The following is a 16400-nucleotide window of genomic DNA, read 5'->3' as shown; positions in this document are numbered from 1 at the left end:
TTTTCATTCCTCTGATTATTGGGTATTTTAGCTTGCGGGGTGCATAAGCTGGAACAGTGGCTATCGCCTGTATTTTTCAGATGACAAAGGAGGAATTCAGAATGAACAAAAAGTGGATGATTGGTTCGTTGGCCCTTTCCATAGGCCTTATCTCAGCAAGTGGGGGAGCTATGGCAGCTTCGCCGTCAGCAGGAAGTACGGCAATCAAGAAGGTGGCTGTGTCTGCGCCTGGGAAAGAGGGCCCTGCTACCATCAATAATTTGACAGTGAAAAGTATCATTCCGCTGGTAGTCCATGCAAGAGCTCTTTATTTCTATAGTAATCGAGGCGGAAACATCTTCCCGATAGAAACCTTCATGTATAAAGCGCAGGAGTACCGTTATCTTTCCAGTGACATTGGCACAAAGACGAAGCTGATGAATTACATAAAAAAAGCCTACACTCACAATGCAGCAGCATATTATGTGCAGACTCAATTTTTGGAGTATAACGGAAGAATGTCGCAGGTTAATGCAGATGTGGGCAATTTATTAATGTATGAAAAAGCCACCGCCCGCATGCTCTCTAAAACTGCGACAACCGCTGAATTTGAACTGACTGTTCCTTATCCAGGTGCGCAGGAAAGCAGTGAGTCGGTGTATGTGAAACTGAAGAAAGTGGAGGGATACTGGAGAATTGACACGTCACCGGATATTCTTTTCTGAGGAAAGGGGAAGGTATTAGAGGAAAGATGATGGCAGGGGCTATGAACTAACTGCGCTTCAGGTCAGAGATATAAACAACACCTGCGAATTTGCCTTTACGGGTAATGATGACACAGTCATTCTTCATAGGATCTGGGCGGCTCATAGCAGTAGCTAATACGGATTCAAGTGGAGTGGAGATATCAAAAATGAGTGGCGTTTTGTTCATGAGCTTCATGGCAGGTTCTTTGTAGAACAGATCTACTCCTGATCTTCCTGTGGCTTTTAAAAAGAAACGGTCGCACATTAACAATCCAAGCGGTTCATTCGTGGCGTTACAGACGATGATGCATTTGGATTCTGGGTGCTGGAACATTACGCGAAGGGCTTCTCTGCAAGTACGTGAGGCAAAAATAGCAGGTGCACTGCGGACAATATTAGAGAGATCATTTACAAGAGCTGTTGACATGGTGTTCATCCTTTCTGATTGTAGATCTATTTCTAATGTACCCCCGAATCGTAAATTTTAAAGGCGAGAAAGGTCATCTACAGGTAAAATAGATGCACAAGCTAAAACGGTCAGAACCTCATGAGGTTCTGACCGTTTTTTTTTGTAGGTAATCTATTCACTTCGAACGCCATCCTCAACCAACTGCTTTCTAGGTGCTTCTGGAATAACAGATTTACTTACGCCTCCACGATTGATGGCGATTAACCGTTTTTGTGCGTAATACACGTCACGGGATAATTTCTTTACCTCAGTGGATTTACCGTCAACAATCCGGGTGCTGTAAGTCTCAACAACATATCCGGTCTTCCCATTTTGTATAACGCGTGAGCCTCCACGGGGGAGGGAAGGGTCGTTTACGTACTTGTCGACTGGAGGCAGCACCTCTACGATTTGTGAGTGGACCTTATATGTAACATTTTTCGGAAAAGTACCGAAGAGCTTGATCGATAGTGATCGACCTTGCACAGCAGCTTTAATGACTAGATATTTGCCAGTCGTATTGCGAAAACGGAAGTTGATATAGCCTTCAGCGAAGGTGGCATCCTGGCCTTTGGGTAGATAGTTGACCGGCAAGGAGTGATTGCGGCGCTCCACAATCTCCAGTCCGGTGCGCAAAGCGGCATTGTACAGCGTACTGGAAACTTGGCAGATTCCGCCGCCGACGCCGGCTTGTAGCTTACCGTTCACAATGACTGGCGCTTCGCGGAAGCCGTAATCTATTTTTGCTTTTTCAATAGCTTTGCCATAGTCAAAAACGGCTCCAGGTGGGAGCACGGTTCCGTTCACAGCTTTGGCTGCTGATTCGACGTTGTAGATTCGTCCAGGTCCACTTGCTCCGAGAGAGGTGCTGAATTGCATGATTTTTCGCTCAATACCTTGCTCCTTTAGAGCGTTTAGAGTGATGTCCGGTTGTAATATGGTTAATGGAACTTCCAAAGTAATTCCCTTCTCTTGCTGCGAGAGTAGTCGACTAAAACGAGTGGGGGCAGCGGCCCATAGTGAGGTTACCATTCCTGTCCAGTCTACCTCAAGGGAAGTCTTCTCGGACGTATACACTACACGATCATCCCCGGTAATTCGCCGCGTAGCATCTACTGGATCACCGAAGGATTCTCTCTCCCAAGCGGGACTTAAGATGGTCTGTAATTGAGCAATATCCAGATGGGCTTCAAGACTCCAATTCTGGGGGAAGCTGTAGCGGGCTTTTACACGATCCCATAGCCGCCCCTCCGTAAGATCTTGTAGACCTTGCTCAAAAGCAGCGGCTTCATAGGCCATTCCAGCTTGTTTAAGCTTGAGGGTAAGCTCAGAATTCCCTTCGACCTGCAACACAAGGGGGATAGATTCAAGGGCCTGTAGCTTTTTCTCCAGTTCGGAACGTACCTCTGAGATATTCAGCCCGCCCACCTCCCATCCGGCAAGGGTTGTACCTTTTGGAAGCGTGTTTTTATGGCCATATAGTTGAAGTCCCCCATAGATTAATGAACCGATAAGAATGAGTGCAATGACTATTATGAGGGTAAGATGGATTTTTTTCATGAATAATCTCCTTCCTGGATGGCTTCTGCGAGCGGCACAGTAGGTGCTTTTTATATGTATATGTACAGACATTACAAAACTTTCGAATAGTGGGGCAGTTACGGGGTACTCAATCGGTTACAGATTTGTTACAATAGATACATTGCGGAAATATTGAAGTTTATGGAAACTTAAGCTGTACCCTGTCGATTCACACAAGTGGAAAATGTCATAATTGGGAAGTGAGAAAATGATTGAAATGCAAGATGTATGGAAGACGTACCCTAACGGAACTCACGCACTGCAAGGAGTTTCAGTAAAAATTGACCGCAATGAATTTGTGTATGTTGTCGGTCCATCCGGCGCGGGTAAATCTACTTTTATGAAATTGATTTATAGAGAAGAAGTGCCAACTAAAGGTCAAATTTCTGTGGGAGGCTTTAACATAGGGAAGCTTAAACAACGTAAAATCCCATATGTGCGTCGTAATATCGGCGTTGTGTTTCAAGACTTTCGGTTATTACCAAGGATGACAGCGTATGAGAATATCGCTTTTGCCATGGAAGTTATTGAAGCCCCGAAGAAGGTCATCAAGAAACGTGTGAATGAAGTTCTCGATCTGGTTGGCCTCAAAAATAAAGCAAATCGTGAGCCCTCACAGCTCTCAGGTGGAGAACAGCAGCGTATTGCAATTGCTCGGGCTATCGTTAATAACCCATCTGTTATTATTGCGGACGAGCCTACAGGTAACTTGGACCCTGAGACTTCATGGGGCATTATGCAGCTGCTGGACGAAATTAATTTTCGTGGAACAACAATTGTAATGGCTACCCATAATAGAGATATCGTGAATAAAATGCGCAAGCGGGTGCTTGCGATTGAGAACGGAAACATTGTGAGAGACCAGGCGAGAGGGGAATACGGCTATGAGTTTTAAGACCTTCTTGCGACACTTGCGGGAAGGCTTCAAAAGCGTATTCCGTAATGGCTGGATGTCGATTGCTTCGATCACTTCCATCGTCGTCTCTCTTTTTGTCCTAGGTGTATTTATTCTTCTTGTTCTTAATGTGAATGCTGTAGCGGATGAGGCAGATAGCCAGGTACAGATTAATGTGCATTTGGCACTAAATGTAGATCAGAAGTTGCGTGAGACTTTGCAGACTGAAATTGGCAATATGCCGGAGGTCAGCAAGATTACGTTCATCTCCAAGGATCAAGGACTTAAAGATCTCCGTGCAGATATGGGTGAGGACGCGGCTGAGCTTCTGGAAGGGTTCGATGAAGACAATAACCCTCTCCCAGATACGCTTAAGGTAGAAGTTGTCGAACCTACTACAGTATCATTTGTGGCTGAGAAGATTGAAGCACTCAACAAGACACATACTGAACAGCCCATTTACAAAGTGAAATATGGCAAGGGCTCAATAGAAACCTTGTTCAAAATAACACGCGCTGTACGAAACATTGGTTTTATTTTTGTAGCAGGTCTGGGGCTCATGTCTATGTTCCTCATCTCTAATACGATTCGGGTTACGATACTTGCTCGTCGTAAGGAGATTGGCATTATGAAGCTCGTAGGCGCGACAAATTATTTTATTCGCTGGCCTTTCTTTATAGAAGGGGCATTGATCGGTCTGATCGGATCGCTCATTACCTCCGTTGTCTTGTATTTGGGTTACAGCACTTTGGAATCGACCGTACAGGGAGATCCTATGCTCCAATTGCAGCTAATTCCGTTCGATAATATTTGGATGCTGGTCGTCGGTGTACTAGTTGGACTAGGCGTGCTGATCGGCGTCTGGGGAAGCACGGTTTCTATTCGTAGGTTCTTGAAAGTTTAATATTAAAAAGTGAAGGATGGGGAGTGCAAGTTGAAGAAGATTGCTGCCGGACTAACCGTAATGTTACTAGCTGTCACTATATTCCAGCCCTCTGATGGATATGCCAAAAAAACAAGTGTTGCCGAAATCGATAAGCAGCTAAAGCAGCTGCAAAAAGAGGTGCAGGAAGCTAAGGCGCAGCAGGAGAAAGCGGCGTCCCAAACGCAGGAAGCACAGCATTATAAGAATAAGACGAATCTCAATCTGCAGTATGTCTTACAGCAAGTGGATCAAGTTAAGGGCAAAATGACCGAAATCTCTACCCAAATTTCCGATACAGAACAATCTCTGAATGTTACGGCAACGGAGTTGGATAAAGCAGAAGCACGAGTCGCCTCTAGAGAGGAAGTCTTAGGATCCCGTGTTCGATTAATGTATACCGATGGTGCGGTTTCTTACTTGGATGTTTTGCTCTCCTCGACAAGCTTCGCTGATTTTCTGGATCGCGCGGATTCACTTAAGATGATTGTGGATCAGGACCAGGAGCTGTTAGTTCAACATAAGTTGGACAAGCAGACGGTGATAGAGAAGAAACAAGAGCTTGAAGGGCAATATGCCCAAGCCAAGCAGCTGTATACTTCTTTGGAACAACAGAGAAGTCTGCTGAAGGAGAAAGAAGCTGAGAAACAGGAGCTTATCGCTTTCTATGATAAGCAAATTCAAGAAAGTGATGATTTAAGTGAAGAGCAGAATGAAAAGCTAGTCAAACTGGCAAGCGAACGCTCTGCGCTGGAAACGCAAAAGGATAAGATTAAGGCAGAGGAAGCCGCTCGCAGAGCAGCAGCGGCTAAGGCGGAAGCGGCTCGTAGAGCTGCGGCGGCTGCCAAGAAGGCTGCAGCTGCAGCTAGTAAGGGAAGCAGTAGTTCTAGCTCCAGCTCTAGTGATACGGGATATTCAGGTGGAGATGGGCCGTTTCTACTTCCTGTAGGATCCGCAAGAATCTCATCCCCTTATGGACCACGGACACATCCAATCACGGGTGAGAAGGGGAAAGTACACACCGGCGTCGATTTTGCGGTTCCACAAGGAACCAATATTCATGCGGCGGATTCCGGAACGGTTATCTTGGCTGAATGGTGGAGCGGTTACGGATATTGTGTAATTATTGATCATGGAGGCGGAGTTTGGACGCTCTACGGACATATACGTAAAGGCGGTCTTAGAGTTAGTGCCGGGGATAAAGTCAATCGCGGAGATGTGGTTGCTGAATCAGGTTCCACAGGTAATTCAACGGGTCCCCACCTTCACTTCGAAGTACGGATTGACGGTAAGATTGTAAATCCTATGCCTTATCTCTAATTTTTAACGAACTTATAACTCATATTATTTGATTGTACGGCATATACTGGAAGAGATACCGTACCTTTCAGGACGGACTTAGGATGTTGTTTACAAGATGGACAAGAAGGGACGGTGGGAACATCATGTTAAAAAAAAGCACCGCGGCGTTTATGATTATCGCCGCCCTGCTATGCGGTAGTTTAGTAACCTTGGGCGTGACGGGTTATACTCATGTCTTTGGACAAGCTGCAGGACAAGGATTAGCCTCTGCGTTGCAGGTTGCAGGTCTACAGCAGAAGGAATCCCAGAAGCTTGGGACTGCGCTCAGTTTGATTGAGAGCAATTACTACGAGACGGTAGATCGGGAGAAGCTGATAGATGGTGCTGTCAACGGTATGATGGAAGCGCTAGGCGATCCCTATTCCAACTATATGGGTAAAGAAACTGCTGAGAAATTTGAAGAGAGCATTGAGGGTTCCTTTTCAGGTATCGGTGCAGAAGTCTCTTCGGATAACGGTAAAGTAGTCGTGGTCTCCCCAATCAAGGGTTCACCTGCTGAAAAAGCAGGAATTCAGGCTAAAGATGTCATTTTGTCCGTTAACGGAGAATCGCTAGAAGGCATGGATCTAAATGCTGCTGTTGCGAAGATACGCGGACCTAAAGGCAGTAAGGCTACTTTGAAAATACAACGTTCCGGCTCTGTAGAGCCTCTGGAGTTCGCTCTTACTCGGGATGATGTGAAGCTTGAGACGGTATACTCAACTATGGAAAAAGACGGTGTAGGGGTAATCGAGGTCACTCAGTTCTCCCTAAATACTGCAGAACGATTCAAGGAAGAGCTTGGGAAGCTAGAGAAGCAAGGCATGAAGGGATTGGTCATTGATGTCCGTAATGATCCAGGCGGTGTCCTCCCGATTGTTATTGAGATGGCTGAAGAGTTCATTCCAGCTGGTAAAAACATAGTTCAAATAGAATACAAAGATAAAAAACGCGAAGTTAGCACCTCCAAGGGATCTAGCAAGGCTTATCCAGTGGTAGTGCTAATGAATAAAGGTAGCGCGAGCGCCTCGGAAATATTGGCGGGTGCCTTGCAGCAGTCAGCGGGAGCCAAGCTAATAGGTGATAATTCATTTGGTAAAGGCACGGTGCAGACAAGCTTTGACAAACAGCTTGGAGATGGCAGCTTACTGAAGGTTACCATTGCTAAATGGCTTACACCGGACGGCACATGGATCCACGGCAAAGGAATTAAACCGGATATCGCGGTAGCGCAGCCGGATTACTTCTCAGTGGCTCCGATTAACAAGAGCGTGACGCTGCAATATAACATGAACAACGGTGATGTAAAGAGTGCACAGACGATGCTGGATGGCTTAGGTTACAAGCCTGGTCGCAAAGATGGCTATTTCGATGCTGGCACTAAGAACGCAGTGAAGAAATTCCAGAGTGAAGCGAAGCTTCAAGTCACAGGCATGATTGATGCCAAGACTGCTGAAGCGCTAGAGGTGGCACTGATCAAGGTGATTCAGGACCCTGCCAACGACAACCAACGGAATAGAGGGATTGCTGAGATTCAGAAGGAAATTAAGGCGGCAGCGTCGAAAAAGTAAGAAGGCTGAATTCAGCCTTCTTTTTTTCTGTTAAGATTAGAAAAGGTAAACACTTAGGGCAGAAGGGTACGGTTCAATGCGCAGCAGAATCTTTTGTCGTCTCTAAAGGACGCCGAAGACGTCTCTGCTTGTTATAAACTTATCATTAACCGGAAGAAAAGGAGTGTGACGAACAGTTTGAATGTGATTCAGGAATGGTTAGGAAGCTTGGGCACTGCGTTCTTACACTTATTGATCCAGCCATATTACTATATTGCTATTATATTTATTGCGTTGTATTACCGTCGGCAGGTGGCATTAGAACGTAAGCTAATTCATGTGAAGTTACATAGCTGGGGTCAAGAAACGTGGCGAACGGTGTGGAGCGGGCTGGTAATGGGACTAGTAGTTTCTATTGCAGCCATATTGTTAGGAGTATCCTTATCAGGTACAGCTGTGGCCTGCATTTGGGTAGTCAGTATAGTGTTATCGCTATTGCGTGTACGGTATTTGTGCTTCGCTTATTCTATAGGTTTGCTAGGTGTGATTCAATTTGTACTGTCTTTCTTTCCGGATGCCTTACATAGCGGAACGATCGGGAATATTACAACAGCCATACGGGAGATGGATATTCCCGCATTGCTAGTGCTAGCTGCGCTACTGCACATGGCGGAGGCGCTGCTGGCCCGCTGGCAAGGGGCGAAGCTTGCGACGCCCCTCTTCTTGAAGGGCAAGCGCGGCATGGTTGTCGGCGGCTATCAGCTGCAGGCTTTCTGGCCGCTGCCGCTGTTCCTGCTGATCCCTTCGGGGGCAGGAACGGATCTGCCATGGCAGCCGCTGCTGGGCGGCGGGCTTGGCATTGTCTCTCTGCCCGTCATCATCGGCTTCAGCGAGATGACGCAGGGCATGCTGCCCGGGCGCAAGGCGGCCCGCACTTCAGGACGGCTGCTGATGTACAGCATCGTCCTGCTCGGCTTAAGCCTGCTTGCCGCTTGGTGGAGCCCGCTGACCCTGCTCGCGGCGCTCGCAGCGATGGTGCTGCACGAAGGGTTAAGCTGGTACAGCGCTCTGGAAGAGCGCAGCATCAGCCCCATCTTCGTGCATCCACCGCGCGGCCGCAAGGTGCTGGCCGTGCTGCCGGGCAGTCCCGGACAGGAGCTGGGCATACTGCCCGGCGAGATTTTACTGAAGGTCAACGGGGTCCTGTTGACCGATGCCGCGCAGCTACATGAGGCGCTGCGCATGAATCCAGCGTTCTGCAAGCTGGAGGTGCAGAACCGTGAAGGGGAGAGCAAATACCTTCAGAGCCCGATCTACGACGGGGACCATCATCAGCTCGGCATCATTCTGGTACCGGAGACAGATGGAGCGGTTACTGCGGAGGCGAAGCCTTCCAGCATCTTCAGCATCATCGCGATGAAGACAGGTACTCGCAGCCGGCATCTTCCGAACGGCCGACTCAAACGGAACAAAGCTACTGAAGCCAAGAAGGAATCAGCGGAAGGATAACTAAAGGCAAGCCCGGACTCTGGAAATAGAGTCCGGGCTTTTTTGTAGAACTCCTATCCCCGTCCACCCTTCAAATAGAAAATAGCGATTTGCGTACGATCTCGCAGCTCTAATTTACTTAGAATATCCGTTATGTAATTTTTGACCGTACCCTCGCTAAGAAATAGCTGTCCGGCGATTTCTTTGTTGGTATGCCCCTCAGCGATAGAAGCGACAACGGCCAGTTCCATTTTGGTCAGTCCGAAAGATTCCAGTGGCTGTACCTGTAGAGATTCAGGACGGGTCGCGGGCTGTAGAAAGGTGGTTAGTTTACGCGCGATATCAGGGTGGATTAGCATGTTGCCTTCATTAACTGTTTTGACACCTTGTATGATACGGTCAGGCGGTATGTTTTTGAGCAAATATCCACTGGCACCGTTCCGCAGCGCCTCAATGATATACTCATCGTCATCGAAGGTAGTTAGCATCAGTATCGAAACCTGAGGAAAAGCCTGCTTAATTTTCTCTGTCCCTTCAACACCACCGCAGCCTGGCATCCGAATATCCATCAGAATCACATCCGCCATATCTCCCGCTTGGAGCAAATTCAAAGCCTCGTTTCCGTCACTTGCAGCTCCGATCACTTCAATATCGGGGTCCATCCCTATCAGTACTTGCAGACTTTGACGAATAAAAGGATCGTCATCTACAATCATCACCTTAATCATTAGCGTAGCTCCTTCTTCATAATATAGATTTCTTTTTTGCTTCAAGTCCTACGTTGCCTATACAATCTCTCCCTGCTTATAAATGGGCAACCGCGTAACAATGGTGAATTGAGGCTCCTGCCGCCATTCCAAGGTTCCGCCGATCAGATGTGTTCGTTCGAACATTCCTTTCATCCCGACCCCTCCACTTTCCGGCAGTTTGGTTAGTTTATTGCCTTCGGGAAGCGTCCCGTTGTTGCTGACCTCCATCGTAACTCCAGTATCACTAAAGTCGACTTTAATCGAAATTGCAGTTGCATTTCCGTGACGAAGGGCATTGGTTATGGCTTCTCGGGCGTTCTTATACAAGATCACCTGAATACTAGGATATAGCGGGTAAGGTATCCCATGCACTTGGTATGAGGTCTCGATTCCCGTATCGCGGCCGATCTCTTCTAGCAGACGGTCTAACGCATAAGCTCCCTCTAATTGTGGCGTATAGTTGATACGCTTCACTGCAGAGCGCATATCGTCCATGCTGGCTGACAATTGATCTCGAATGAGCTCCATCATCTGCATTCCGCTTTCAGGGGAGGTGGGTAAGGTGAGTAGCGCGGCTTCCATCATCATTTTAATGCGGATGAGGCGGTGGCCGATATCATCATGGAGCTGGCGGGAGATGCGAACCCGTTCTTTGGACTGGGCTGCATCTTCTATTTGGGCGTTAAACTCCAGCAGTCGGTTGCGGGCTTCATCCAGCTCGAAATGCTTTTTTCGCAGCTCATCGTAAAGATTGAGGGTGTTCTCACGGCCCCGACCCGCCCTCTGTAACAATTCGTTGAGATAGGCGATGAGCAGAAAAGTAATGTTGATGAATGTGATTATAAGTTTTGGAGAATCCCAGAGCGCTATGTTCAAGGTAATCAGATGCACAACCGTAAACACGAGAGGTACTGCTTGGGGCTGAAGTCTAGAATAATAAAGTAATGCTGAAATGGCCGGGAAAATCATTATGCTGCCGTACTGGTAACATAACCAGGCAGTGAACAGTATTTCCACAATGCTTATTAAGGCATGAAAGGAACGGGGTAGCTTTGGCACCATGACCACAAGGAATAGAAGCATCAGAATATGCAACGTGAAGATTCCATAGTCGGCATATGGGTAGATGTAAATGCTAATACAAGCAGGAATTATGATGAGTAGGTATCGCAATAGGGTCAGTTCTCTAGTCACACCTAAGACATCCTTTATAGAGTTTCTTCTAATCTTAGCATATTCGCCTACTTCTTCAGGAGATGACTTAAGTCACCTTCAAAAGATGACCTTTCGTACCTCCGTGGTCAATCCCTTTAAGCTAAAATTGTAAATATAGAAGCGCAAAGACAGGAGCGATGAAAAGATGGCAATCGCCGTATTAACCGATGTGGTGAAACGATATGAAGGTAAATTAACAGTAGATCATGTGAACATGACGATAGAAGAAGGAGAAATCTTTGGCTTGCTAGGCCCGAACGGAGCGGGTAAAAGTACAACGATCAGTATGATCTGTGGCTTGCTTAAGATTGACGGGGGAGACATTGTTATCGACGGTCTGCCCGTGTCCTCGAAATCACTTGAGGTGAAGAAAAGAATTGGTTTGGTTCCACAGGAATTAGCCTTATACGACACGATGACAGCGGCGGATAACGTTACCTTTTTCGGAAGATTGTATGGTTTGCGTGGCAAGCTCTTGAAGGAACGGGTAGATGAGGCTCTTGCGTTTACAGGCCTTAGCGATCGTGCTAAAGAGAAACCCTCAACCTTTTCCGGAGGGATGAAAAGACGTCTGAATATTGCCTGTGCTATTATGCATCGTCCCAAGCTGATTATTATGGATGAACCTACGGTGGGGATTGATCCGCAATCTCGTAATCATATTCTTGAATCGGTTAAGGAGCTCAATCGACTCGGTTCAACGATTATTTATACCAGTCACTATATGGAGGAGGTTGCGGCCATTTGCGATCGAGTAGCCATTATGGATAAAGGGCATATCATTGCTTGCGGCACGGAAAAAGAACTGCGAGAACGCGTTGCCAAGGAAGAAAAAATCGTCATTAAAGCTGCTAATATCACACCGGAGCTTGTTCAGGAGCTGACGCTTCACCCTAGAATTAGACGCGTAGAAGCAAAGGATGAAGTAGTCGAGCTGTATCTGCCTTCTTCACAAGGGGAGCTACAGGACATCCTTTTTATTTTTGCCAAGCATAAGGGGATTATCGGCTCGCTAAATATTGAAGAACCTGATCTGGAGACGTTGTTTCTAAGCTTGACCGGAAGGACCTTAAGAGATTAAAGGGGGGATTATTCTGATGAATACTTGGACGATTATGATCTATGAGCTGCGAAGACTATTTAGCTCACGTTCTATGATATTAAATATGTTTTTGTTGCCCCTGTTATTGATCTTTCTCTTAGGTGCTTCGCTCTCCGGTGTCGTTGGTGACAAAGGCTCCACTACTATTGATGTTGTGCGAGTGGCTGTTGTTAATCTTTCTGGCGAGGGCTATGAGAGCTCGGCGATGATGGATAGCTTTTTGAAGTCAACAGAGCTTAAGGATATCATTACTCCGGTTATGGTGGATAGTCGAGAGGCGGCAGAAAGCGGTCTGCGAACAGGAAAATATGGTTATGCGGTTGTTGTTCCTCCAGGCTTTGATAGTAAGGTACAGAGCGGTGAAGCCGCACAGCTGGAATTTATACTGGGCCAAAAAAGTACAGATAACAGGGTGGCAGGGACGGTCTTCGATAATTTTCTGAGGAATCTTAATTATAAACAGTCTGTGGCGATGACACTGGGTCCAGAAGCTTTGAACGTTATGGCACCTAGTTCCACCAGTAATGAGCCTTCCGTAAAGCTTGGAGAACTGAGCGAGGGAGGATATTCATATACTTCTTCCCAGTTCTATGCGGTATCCATGATGCTGATGTTTTTGCTGTATAGCGGCTTGACGGTATGTACTTCTCTTTTTAATGAAAAAGAAAATCATACCCTTTTCCGGATAAATTCAATGCCAGTCAAAGGCTCAGAACTGTTTATTGGCAAAATGCTTGGTGTGGGTGTTGTAAGTATAGTACAGTGCGCAGCGATTATTATTCTGACGAATGTGCTGTTCGGTGTGAATTGGGGAAATCGCCCGGGCTTGTTACTCCTATTTTGCTTGCTGATGATTGTGGCTTCGATGACCTTATCTATCGTTATTTCTATGTTCAGCAAGACTGGAGCAAGCGCAAGAAGTGTGGTTACGGTACTCACTGTAAGCATGACCTTCATTAGCGGGGGAATGGCACCACTTCCAGAATCGTGGGTGAACTCTATAGGGGCGTTTACGATTAATCATTGGGCAATGCAGGCTATTCTGAAAATGATGTTACATGCCGATGTATCGCAAATTATGCCGAATTTGGGAGTGTTATCGCTGATCTGCCTAGTGTTGTTCAGTGCAGCGGCTATTTCGTACCGGAAGGTGGGTTATCATGGATAAAATCTTAACGATTGCCTGGAACATGGTGAAACGAACCATTGGTACTAGGAAGGGGGTGCTCATCTATATTCTGCTTCCTTGTATTGTACTTGCAGGTATTGTTTCCGTTACTGGAACGATGGGAGAGAACCCAGCTGTTGTGCTGTATTCGAATATGGATAACGGGGCAGCAGGTAAGCATTTGCTCACTGAACTAAAGAATTCCGGAGAATATAAATTTGTAGAAAAGACTGACGAGACTGCTTTAAGAGAAGGCGTAGTCGATCAGAATGGAGAAGCGGGGATTCTAATTCCAGCAGGCTTCACTTCGGCACTACTTGCTGGAGAAGAGCCACAAATTAGTGTGTATGAGCTGAAGACGAATGAAACTTCCGTTATGATTAAATTAAAAGCGAGCACAATTGCTGATGAAATGAGGAGTACGGCCGCGATCATAGGGGCAGTTAATAACGGATCTAAGGACGTTGACGCACAGTTTACTACGGTTATGCAAAGAGCGGAACAGCACAGTATTGGCAGCATTCGAACTGATTATAATCTATATCCTCGGGAGGGACTGGGAGTCGTTACGGGCTTAACGCTAATGTTTCTCATGAGCCTGGTCACGAGCTCTGTGTCTCTGATTATGGATGATCGGAAAGGCCGGACGATGATGCGAATGTTCAGTGCTCCGGTTCGTTCTTACGAGATTGCTATTGGTAATTTTCTGGGTAGCTTCATGGTCGGACTGATTCAGATCGTCGTAGTGCTCGCCTTAGGTCGCTGGGTGCTGCACTATGATTATGAAGTTCCAATCTATCTCTATTTCCTTGTTCTTGCGGCATTTATGCTGGTGTCTATGGGGATCGCGAGTACAGTGGCAGGATTAATTCGTAATCCTAATAATGCTGGTATGCTGAATTCCCTTATTATCACACCGACTTGTATGCTTGGCGGCTGCTTTTGGCCTTTATCCATTATGCCGGACTATATGCAGAAGGCGGCTAACTTTGTTCCGCAAAAATGGGCCATCCAAGCGGTCGACATCGCTGCAACCGGTGGGGGCTGGAATGAGTTGTGGTTACCCTTTGCCATCTTAGGTCTTATGGCTGCTGTGCTACTGGCGATTGGTTCTGCCATTCTCCGCCCAAGTGAAGCTGGAATTAATGCTTAGAAAGCATAAGGCTAGATATTCATAGCTTGGGCTGTTACCTTCAGGTACAATAATAGGTATCAAATGTATTTGATTCTTATTATGTACAATAGAGGACATTTCTAGGAGGATGAACAGATGAGCAGCAATAAATTGGCTTGGACATGGCGGGTGAAGGAAGAATGTCTGGAAGAGTATGTAGCGATGCATTTAAATCCTTGGCCAGAAGTTTTGGAGGAGCACAGTAAGGCTGGTATTTCTAACTACTCCATCTTTCAGAATGGTAATCAATTTTTTTATTGCTTTGAATGTGAGGATACAGAAGCGGCTTTCGATTACATTGCTAAAAGTGACGCCTGCAACCGATGGAATGCCATTACTTCAAAGATGGTTGAAGGGTCATTTGATTTCAATGATGAGGTGCCAATGTTGCCTTTACGTGAAGTGTTCTATCTAAAATAGTGAAGCTGATTCTTTATTAACTAAAATTTGCATAAGGTAAAATATCGGCGTATTTTGTTTACAGTCTTTTATATTACGGTTATAATATATTTAATATTGTTTAATTGAATAATTTTTTGTTTTTTGGAGGAGCCTGTCAACAAGGGCTCCTCTTTGTCTTTTTTGGGCTTGGAGATGTCCCTGGTTGGCAGTTCTTATATACAACAAGGGAGTGGATGAAACATGGAGTTTGTTCTATATCTTATGCTGATTATACTATTCACCAAGCTAGCTGGTGATTTATCTGTACGACTGGGACAACCGTCGGTACTGGGTAAGTTAATTGTCGGTATTATACTAGGTCCTGCGGTACTGGGTTGGATTCAAAATGGAGAGTTTATTCATTATTTTTCGGAGATCGGTGTTCTATTGTTAATGTTTATAGCAGGGCTTGAGACTGATCTGGATCAACTGCGCAAGAACTGGAAGTCAGCTTTCGCAGTAGCCGTCGGAGGTATTATTTTACCTTTTCTAGGTGGATTCGCCATCGGAGAAATGTTTGGTTTTGCTTATCATAATGCTATGTTTATGGGTGTCATTCTTAGTGCAACTTCGGTCAGCATATCGGTTCAGGTACTGAAGGATATGAATAAGTTGAATACACGTGAAGGTTCTACCATTCTGGGAGCCGCTGTAGTCGATGATATTCTGGTTGTTATTTTGCTCGCTGTATTAATGAGCTTTTTCGGCACAGGAGAATCAGTGTCCATTGGTCTTTTAATTACGAAAAAAGTGTTGTTCTTCGCTGTAGCGCTTGTTGTGGGTTGGTTCGTTGTGCCGCGGGTTATGAAATGGATGGCTCCGTTAAAGGTGACAGAGGCTGTTATCGCAGCGGCGCTAATGATTTGCTTTGCGTTCGCGTATTTTGCTGAAATTATGGGGATGGCAGGCATCATCGGTGCTTTTGCAGCTGGGATTGCTATTTCACAAACCTCCTTTAAGCACACTGTGGAATCTAAGCTTGAGCCTATCGCCTATTCGATTTTTGTTCCGGTCTTCTTTGTCAGTATCGGACTTAATGTTTCCTTTGAAGGGGTTGGCAGTCAACTAGGATTCGTCCTCTTGTTGACGGTGATTGCCATTCTGACCAAGTTGTTTGGTGGCGGTCTGGGGGCGCGTCTTACAGGATTTAATAACCATTCATCGCTTATTATTGGTTCAGGGATGATTTCGCGGGGTGAGGTTGCATTGATCATCGCGGCAACAGGTCTGCAAAGCGGATTGTTGCAGCAGCAGTATTTTACTTCCGTAATTATTGTTGTCATTGTAACTACACTTGTAACACCACCACTCTTAAAATATATGTTCCGCGATCCAGTGCGCGCTAAACAAAAATAATAATCATAGCAAAAGGGTGTCTCGAAAGCCATTTTACATGGCTTTTGGGGTGCTCTTTTTTTGTTTGCTCTAATTCCCTATCCTTCGGAAGGAGAAAGCCCCCCGTCTTAAGACTGAGTATAAAACCAGCCGTAGGGCTGTTTTGACTTCGACCAAAAATGTCTAAACTAAATCTCGGGATGGAAAATAATACATAATGGGGCAGTCATAAGAGGAGTACCAGAAATATACGGGGTGGAAGGGGA

15 protein-coding genes are annotated in these 16400 nt (G+C 46.0%); 11 read left to right on the top strand and 4 right to left on the bottom strand.

What is annotated here, in order from left to right:
• Window positions 1–101 precede the first annotated feature (101 nt).
• Complete coding sequence (locus tag NST34_RS29535; RefSeq protein WP_341129277.1) at window positions 102–704, top strand: DL-endopeptidase inhibitor IseA family protein; 603 nt, start codon at window positions 102–104, stop codon at window positions 702–704.
• 46 nt (window positions 705–750) lie between these two features.
• Here NST34_RS29535 and NST34_RS29530 read toward each other — a convergent pair whose 3' ends face one another.
• A complete protein-coding gene (locus tag NST34_RS29530; protein ID WP_341129276.1) occupies window positions 751–1152 on the bottom strand; it encodes a CBS domain-containing protein in 402 nt (133 codons plus the stop codon).
• 153 nt (window positions 1153–1305) lie between these two features.
• On the bottom strand, window positions 1306–2733 hold the full coding sequence (locus NST34_RS29525; protein WP_341129275.1) for a VanW family protein: 1428 nt from the start codon (window positions 2731–2733) through the stop codon (window positions 1306–1308).
• Between the two features lie 229 nt (window positions 2734–2962).
• Here NST34_RS29525 and ftsE point away from each other — a divergent pair, with 229 nt between their 5' ends.
• From ftsE to NST34_RS29500, 5 genes are all read left to right on the top strand, one after another.
• Window positions 2963–3649 carry a cell division ATP-binding protein FtsE gene (gene ftsE, locus NST34_RS29520; RefSeq protein WP_042192319.1) on the top strand — a complete coding sequence of 229 codons (687 nt, stop codon included), beginning with the start codon at window positions 2963–2965 and terminating at the stop codon, window positions 3647–3649.
• Complete coding sequence (gene ftsX / locus NST34_RS29515; protein WP_341059331.1) at window positions 3639–4553, top strand: permease-like cell division protein FtsX; 915 nt, start codon at window positions 3639–3641, stop codon at window positions 4551–4553. Before ftsE ends, ftsX begins: the two co-directional genes overlap by 11 nt.
• Before the next feature lie 30 nt (window positions 4554–4583).
• Window positions 4584–5891: a murein hydrolase activator EnvC family protein gene (locus tag NST34_RS29510; RefSeq protein WP_341129274.1), complete on the top strand. Its 1308-nt coding sequence runs from the start codon at window positions 4584–4586 to the stop codon at window positions 5889–5891.
• Between the two features lie 125 nt (window positions 5892–6016).
• Window positions 6017–7483: a S41 family peptidase gene (locus tag NST34_RS29505; RefSeq protein ID WP_341129273.1), complete on the top strand. Its 1467-nt coding sequence runs from the start codon at window positions 6017–6019 to the stop codon at window positions 7481–7483.
• Between the two features lie 177 nt (window positions 7484–7660).
• Window positions 7661–8971 (top strand): PDZ domain-containing protein, encoded by a 1311-nt coding sequence (locus NST34_RS29500; protein WP_341129272.1) that lies wholly within the window; start codon window positions 7661–7663, stop codon window positions 8969–8971.
• Between the two features lie 53 nt (window positions 8972–9024).
• On the opposite strand, the gene NST34_RS29495 is transcribed toward NST34_RS29500, so the two are convergent.
• Window positions 9025–9678, bottom strand: a complete 654-nt coding sequence (locus tag NST34_RS29495) for a response regulator transcription factor (RefSeq protein ID WP_339271817.1) — start codon at window positions 9676–9678, stop codon at window positions 9025–9027.
• A gap of 57 nt (window positions 9679–9735) precedes the next feature.
• On the bottom strand, window positions 9736–10893 hold the full coding sequence (locus tag NST34_RS29490) for a sensor histidine kinase (protein WP_042192307.1): 1158 nt from the start codon (window positions 10891–10893) through the stop codon (window positions 9736–9738).
• A 166-nt stretch (window positions 10894–11059) separates the two neighbouring features.
• Between NST34_RS29490 and NST34_RS29485 the strand changes: the two genes are divergently transcribed.
• The 5 genes from NST34_RS29485 (at window position 11060) to NST34_RS29465 (ending at window position 16155) form a co-directional block, all read left to right on the top strand.
• Window positions 11060–11995 (top strand): ABC transporter ATP-binding protein, encoded by a 936-nt coding sequence (locus tag NST34_RS29485; protein WP_042192304.1) that lies wholly within the window; start codon window positions 11060–11062, stop codon window positions 11993–11995.
• Window positions 11996–12011: 16 nt separating this feature from the next.
• Window positions 12012–13184 carry an ABC transporter permease gene (locus tag NST34_RS29480; protein WP_042192302.1) on the top strand — a complete coding sequence of 391 codons (1173 nt, stop codon included), beginning with the start codon at window positions 12012–12014 and terminating at the stop codon, window positions 13182–13184.
• Complete coding sequence (locus tag NST34_RS29475) at window positions 13177–14337, top strand: ABC transporter permease (protein ID WP_076285708.1); 1161 nt, start codon at window positions 13177–13179, stop codon at window positions 14335–14337. Before NST34_RS29480 ends, NST34_RS29475 begins: the two co-directional genes overlap by 8 nt.
• A 117-nt stretch (window positions 14338–14454) precedes the next feature.
• Entirely contained in the window at window positions 14455–14778 is a 324-nt protein-coding gene (locus NST34_RS29470) for an L-rhamnose mutarotase (protein ID WP_042192298.1), read from the top strand.
• 222 nt (window positions 14779–15000) lie between these two features.
• Window positions 15001–16155, top strand: coding sequence for a cation:proton antiporter (locus NST34_RS29465; RefSeq protein ID WP_042192295.1), 1155 nt, complete (start codon window positions 15001–15003; stop codon window positions 16153–16155).
• The last annotated feature ends 245 nt before the right edge of the window (window positions 16156–16400 follow it).

The sequence above is a fragment of the Paenibacillus sp. FSL H7-0714 genome, assembly GCF_038003765.1.
In the GTDB taxonomy this organism is placed as follows: Bacteria; Bacillota; Bacilli; order Paenibacillales; family Paenibacillaceae; genus Paenibacillus_AQ.
This window is presented reverse-complemented; position numbering and strand designations above follow the sequence as displayed.